This is a genomic window from Alcanivorax sp. HI0083, from assembly GCF_001635175.1.
This window is the reverse complement of sequence record NZ_LWFX01001156.1, coordinates 1-5,600: the sequence shown is the minus strand read 5'-3', so window position 1 is coordinate 5,600 and position 5,600 is coordinate 1. Positions and strand designations below refer to the sequence as shown.

Below are 5,600 nucleotides of genomic sequence, written 5' to 3'. Positions count from 1 at the left end.
GTTGATGGCGCGCATCCGCCATGAAGTGGAAGCCTTGCGCGCCACGGGCTCACGAACCATACCCAGCACTCCGAAGCCGCCGGCCCGATTTACTGCCGCCACCAGTTGATGGCGGGATACGCCGCCCATACCTGCCAGCATGATGGGCAATTCGCAGCCCAGGGTATGCAGCAGCGGGGTGCGTAATGGTTGGGGAAGGATCACCATTGCCAGATCTGGTCCACGCTTTCATACAGGTTGACCAGGCCCTGGCGGCTGACGGCCTGAACTCCTTTGAGCAAGCTTTTGCGCTCCAGCCCCCGTTCTTCCAGATCCTCGCTAACGGCGTAAACGGGCACACCGCTTTCCAGCAGGTTGCTTAAATCCCGGGGCAGGTTGGCGGGCTGGGTTTGCGACCAGCCGGCCACGTTCAAGGCCGGTTGCGTTTGTTGCTGGGTGGCGTAATACACACCATGACCACTGAGCAGCACGGTCAAATGGCCACCGGCTCCGCGCATGGATTGGGTGAGCCAGAGGATGGTGTCGTCCTGCTCTTCGGTGGTGGTACGAAATGCCTGATCGATAACTTGTAACGCTTTCATGGCTTACCTCGTGCCGATGGTGAGAGTGTTGAAGGCCTCGCTGGCGTAGCGCCACAAATCCGGCGGGCCGCCTCGGCCGCAGCCGTCGATCACGTCGTTGACTCCACGCTCGTCCACGCACAGCCCGCAGTTGATCCACTCGAAGGTCAGCCCCTTGCCTGCGGCTTTTTGTTGCAAGGCGGCCACCCAGTCCTTGCTCAGCGGGTGGGCTTCTTCTTCACAGTCGTGGCCGTGAACAGCGTTGCCATGGGGCGACTGTTTGGAAAAAGACAGCGCCACGGCGCCTTCGTAGGCAAACACACGAACGTTGGCATTTTTTTCCAGAGCAGCATCAAGCAGACGGAAAAAGGTTACCGTGCGCTCACTCTCGAACGGTGGGTCCATGAACGCAAAGGTCAGTGTTTTGTTTTCACTCATGATCACTCCAATTAATTCCAGATGACTTTTTCACCGTCGAGCAGGGCGTCGATAACGGTATCAAGGCTGCTGCTGGCAATGTTGTCCTTCAGATCTTGATCCAGTATCTGCCGTTGTTGCAGAGAGAAACCGTCGGCCATGACAGGCACGCCCCATTTCAGCAGCTTGTCGAAATGCTCACTGCGGGCGCCTTTGCGAGCCGGGGTAACCCCGTTTTGTACCAGCAGCAGGCGCACGTTGTGGCCGGCATCGTAGAGTTGCCCGGCGAGGGCGAACTGGTGTGCGGTGCGGACCTCGGTGAACGGGTCCTGGCTCTGGATAAACAGGTAATCCGACATGATGACTCCTGGTTCAATGGGGCTGGATGACAACGGGTTGAGCATCCGGCGAGTTGCTATTGGTTGTGCTCTTGTCGTGCACGGTATCGAGACGCTTGCTGCGAATCAGGAAGTCCCCAAACGATTCGCCACTGTTTCTTTGCTCTGCAAAGGCTTCGAACAACGGAGCGATCAAGTCAATGAAGCGACTCTCACTGACGTTGCTGGCGTACAGACGATTGAGCCTGTCGCCATTAAAACTGCCGCCCAGGTACAAATTGTAGAGTCCCGGAGCGCGACCGGTGAGGGCGATCTCTGCCAGATAGGGGCGAGCGCAACCGTTTGGGCAACCGGTTACACGGAGCGTGATCGGTACCTGACTGAGGCCGTACTGCTGTTTGAGGCGGTTAAACAGCTCGAGCAGGTCCGGCATGTAGCGCTCCGCTTCGGCCATGGCCAGGCCGCAGGTGGGGAAGGCCACACAGCTGAGGGTATGCGCCGCTTGCAGGTCGGGTTCGAGCCGGTGGCTTAGTCCCAGGTCGTCAAGCCGCCAGCCGATCTGTTCGCGTTCGTGCTCTTCCACGTGGGTCAGCTGCAGGTTTTGATTGGTGGTCATGCGGATGCGACCGCCGTACTGCTGGAAAAAACCTTCCAGCTGGTCGCGCAAGGCGCCGTCGACACGGCCATTTTCAATATGCAGTGTTGCCGTCCACAGGCCGTCATCGCCTTGTTGCCAACCCAGTGCATCCCCGTTTTGGGTCAGAGTGAAGGGGCGTGCCGGTGCGAGAGGTTTACCGCGGCGCTGGGCCAGTTGTTGCAAAAACCAGTCATTGCCCAGGCGATCCAGGGTGTATTTAAAGCGAGCCCGGTGGCGGTCTTTACGGTCACCGAAGTCCCGCTGAATGCCCATGACGGTTTCAGCAAACGCAGGGGCTTCATTCGGGGGAATGAAACCGAGTACTTCGGCGGCGCGGGGATAGCTGTTTTCACGGGTATCCAGCTGCCCCATGCCGCCACCGACACAGATATTGAAACCTTGCAGTGCGCCGTCTTCCACGATGGCAATCAGGCCCAGGTCCTGGCCGTACACATCAATGTCATTGATGGGCGGAATCACATAACCCACCTTGAATTTGCGGGGCAAGTAGAGCGGCCCGTATTGTGGGTCCTCATCGGCCATGACCGGGCGATCTTCCTGATACCAGATTTGCGGGTAGGCACCGGTTTTGGGAATCAGTCGCTGGCTGGTTTCCCGGGCCAGGTCGGCCACTTGCTGGTGGATAGCAGATTGCGACGGATTGCTGCCACACACCACGCCACGACTGTCATCGCCGCAGGCGGCAATGGTGTCCAGGCCCAGGTCACGGATGCCCTGCATCAGTGCTCGCAGATACGGCTTGCGGATGCCATGGAGCTGAATGGTCTGCCGCGTGGTAATGCGAATGCCGCGATCGGCAAAGCGCCGCGACAACTGGTCGATGCCCTGCCACTGGGTTTTGCTCAGGGTGCCGCCAGGAATGCGCATGCGCACCATAAATTGGTAGTTGGGCTCCAGTTTGCGGCGGGCCCGGCCGGCGCGCAGGTCGCGGTCGTCCTGTTGATAAATGCCATGAAATTTCATCAGCAGGGAGTCGTCGCCGGAGACGGCACCGGTGATGGCGTTTTCCAGGCTTTCAGAAATGGTGCCACGCAGGTATTGGCTGTTGGCTTTGAGCTGCTCGTTGGCGTGCAGCTCGCTGATGTCCTGGCTCAGATCGCAGCTTCGATCAGTCATGGTCTGCCTCGCGGTTAATACAGGTTTCGGTGCAGGCGTTTGTCTTTACCCAGCTGTTTCCAGGTGTCCGCGTCAAACAGGGCGGACAGGGATTTTTCACAGTCGGCAAGACGTTGCTTGTCGCCACAGAAATACAGGTGAGCACCGGATTCGACCCACTCTTGCAAGCGTTTGGACTGTTCCAGTAGTGGGCTGGCCAGTCGTTTGCCTGGTTGGTCCTGATAGAAAACGGTATCGACCCTGTCGAGCACGCCGTCCTGGTGGGCTTGCTGGAATTCCGTTTGATAAAGAAAATCCTGCTCAAACTGTTGTTCGGCAAATACCAACCAGCAGGGGCGCTGCGCACGGGCTTGCCCCAGCGCTTGAATAAAGGCGCGGTAGGGGGCAATGCCGGTGCCCTCGGCGATCAAAATTACCGGTGTTTGCGGGTCGTCTGGCAAGTGGAAGCGAGCGTTGCGGTGCGGGTAAATGCGCACGGTGTCGCCGGGCTCCAGGGTGAGCAGATATTGGGAGGCGATGCCGCTTTCCTGGCGGCCGGCGATGCCATAGCGAAACGCTTTCACGTTCAGGTGCAGCTCATCGTCGATGTGTCCCAGGCTATTGGCCACATCGTACAGGCGCGGTTGCAGCGGGCGCAGGGCATCGACCAGGGCTTGCGGGTCCGGCGTGGCGGGGGCCTGATGAAGCAGGTCCAGTACCTGGACGGTTTTCAGATACTGACGCTGTTCTTTGCCGGGGGCATCCAATTGCTGTTTCAGGGTTGGGTCATCGCTCAGTTGCGCCCACTGTTCCAGAAAGCGGGGGCTGGGAATGGTCAAGTCCTGGTGCTGACGCAGCGCCTGCACCAATGGCATGGATTCGCCCTGAAGGGTGACCGGTGCCTCGCCGGAGAGATTACAGGCATCCAGCACGGCGGCAACCAATGCCGGAGGGTTGTCGGCGAGCACGCCGACGGCATCACCGGGGGCAATGGCGAAGTCCGGGGTTTCCAGCGCCAGTTCCAGATGGTGGATCGGCGAGGTCCGCTGCGGGGCGCTCAGGTTCAGGTTTTCCAGCACCTCGACACTGAGGGGCTGCTTTTTGCTGTAGACCGGGGCGGCGCCGGTGGGCGCGGCCGGTATCGTGGATGTGGCTGCGTTTTGCTCGCTACGCGGCAGCTGCTCGCGCACGGCTTTACCCCAGCGGGCGGCAGGTTCGTCAAAGTCCACATCGCATTCCTGACGTGGGTGCAAGCGCGTGCCGCCCAGCGCTTCCAGCCGTTCATCCAGCTGCTGGCCGGTGACACAAAAGTGCTCGTAGCTGCTGTCGCCCAGTGCCAGTACGGAGAACTGCAGGCCCTCCAGGCGCGGGGCGTTGTCGGCCATCAGGGCCTCGTAAAAGGGGACCACGGGTTCGGGAGGGTCGCCATCGCCGTGGGTGCTGCAGATGACCAGCAGGTGTTTGCGCTTGCTGAGCTGCCGTACGCGCAGTTTGGCCAGGTCTTCCAGGTCCACGTTAATGCCTTGCTGGTGGGCCTGTTCGGCCAGTGCCCGGGCGATGCTCTCGCCGTTGCCGGTTTCGCCGCCGTAGGCGATCAGCACGGCGTTGCCCGGGCTGGGCGCGGCCTGTGGCGTCGTTGCTTGCGCAGGGGCGCCGGCGGCCAGGTAGCCACTGAGCCAGAGGGCCTGGCGTTCATCCAGCAGGCCCAGCAGCTGCTGCACCTGCTGCCACTGGGGCTCGGAAAAGGGGGTTGCTGTTTGCGGGGGCGTCATGGAATGGGCGCTCCGGTTATTACCATGACAGTGAGTATGAAGACTCGTTTTAATAGGCAATAATGAAATATAAGAGAGTTTAATATCGAAGATATCGATATAAGTCCGTTTTGAGCCTGTATGAGGAGCCCCTTTTGGATATCGATCTGGCCCGTACCTTTCTGGAAATTGTCCGCACGGGCAGCTTTATGGCGGCGGCAGACCGGCTACACATCACTCAGACTACTGTCACGGCACGGGTGCAGAACCTGGAAGGGCAGCTGGGTTGCCGGCTGTTTGTGCGTAACCGTAGCGGGGCGACGCTGACGGATCACGGAGAGCGATTTGCCAGCCACGCCAGCCAGCTGGTGCAGACCTGGGAGGCGGCCCGCCGGGAGCTGCCGTTACCGCAGGGTGCGGAATCTGTGCTGACATTGGGAGCGGAGATCAGTCTGTGGAATCCGTTGTTGCTCAACTGGCTATCGGCGCTGCGAGAGGTGTTGCCGGATGTGGCGCTGCGTACTGAAGTCGGTGAGCCTCGCTCCTTGCACGAGCGGCTGGAGCAGGGTGTGTTGGATGCGGTGCTGGTTCACCAACCGGACTACTGGCCCGGCATGCAGGTGGAGCAGTTGCTGGAAGAAAAACTGATTCTGGCACGCACCCCGCACACGGCGGAACCCTACGTGTATGTGGATTGGGGGGCGCACTTTCGTCAACAGCACGATGTGGCGCTGCCGGAAAAGGCCCGTGCCACGTTAACCATGGATTTAGGACCGTTGGC

At 60.1% G+C, this 5,600-nt stretch carries 6 protein-coding genes and 1 pseudogene; 1 reads left to right on the top strand and 6 read right to left on the bottom strand.

The features are described 5' to 3' along the window. The 6 genes and pseudogenes from A3754_RS16475 to A3754_RS16450 all read right to left on the bottom strand — a co-directional run. Positions 1-207: pseudogene (locus A3754_RS16475) on the bottom strand (nitronate monooxygenase); the annotation flags it as partial. Then, the gene (locus tag A3754_RS16470; RefSeq protein WP_063520572.1) at positions 201-581 is read right to left on the bottom strand and encodes a DsrE family protein; all 381 of its coding nucleotides are present in this window, start codon (positions 579-581) and stop codon (positions 201-203) included. The gene A3754_RS16470 and the pseudogene A3754_RS16475, both read right to left, overlap by 7 nt. A 3-nt stretch (positions 582-584) precedes the next feature. After that, the gene (locus A3754_RS16465) at positions 585-998 is read right to left on the bottom strand and encodes a DsrE/DsrF/TusD sulfur relay family protein (protein ID WP_063520571.1); all 414 of its coding nucleotides are present in this window, start codon (positions 996-998) and stop codon (positions 585-587) included. Positions 999-1,009: 11 nt separating this feature from the next. Next, positions 1,010-1,336, bottom strand: a complete 327-nt coding sequence (locus A3754_RS16460; RefSeq protein WP_063520570.1) for a DsrE family protein — start codon at positions 1,334-1,336, stop codon at positions 1,010-1,012. 13 nt (positions 1,337-1,349) lie between these two features. Further along, a complete protein-coding gene (locus A3754_RS16455) occupies positions 1,350-3,089 on the bottom strand; it encodes an NADPH-dependent assimilatory sulfite reductase hemoprotein subunit (RefSeq protein ID WP_063520569.1) in 1,740 nt (579 codons plus the stop codon). A gap of 14 nt (positions 3,090-3,103) precedes the next feature. Beyond that, positions 3,104-4,840: a sulfite reductase flavoprotein subunit alpha gene (locus A3754_RS16450; protein WP_063520568.1), complete on the bottom strand. Its 1,737-nt coding sequence runs from the start codon at positions 4,838-4,840 to the stop codon at positions 3,104-3,106. Between the two features lie 134 nt (positions 4,841-4,974). On the opposite strand from A3754_RS16450, the gene A3754_RS16445 reads away from it, so the two are divergent. Continuing rightward, the coding region (locus tag A3754_RS16445) for a LysR family transcriptional regulator (protein ID WP_063520567.1) at positions 4,975-5,600 on the top strand (626 nt) is incomplete at its 3' end.

Bases quoted from the DNA above. Each gene is read 5' to 3' on its own strand.
- A3754_RS16465 (WP_063520571.1), bottom strand. From the start codon at position 998: ATGAGTGAAAACAAAACACTGACCTTTGCGTTCATGGACCCACCGTTC.
- A3754_RS16455 (WP_063520569.1), bottom strand. From the start codon at position 3,089: ATGACTGATCGAAGCTGCGATCTGAGCCAGGACATCAGCGAGCTGCAC.
- A3754_RS16470 (WP_063520572.1), bottom strand. From the start codon at position 581: ATGAAAGCGTTACAAGTTATCGATCAGGCATTTCGTACCACCACCGAA.
- A3754_RS16450 (WP_063520568.1), bottom strand. From the start codon at position 4,840: ATGACGCCCCCGCAAACAGCAACCCCCTTTTCCGAGCCCCAGTGGCAG.
- A3754_RS16460 (WP_063520570.1), bottom strand. From the start codon at position 1,336: ATGTCGGATTACCTGTTTATCCAGAGCCAGGACCCGTTCACCGAGGTC.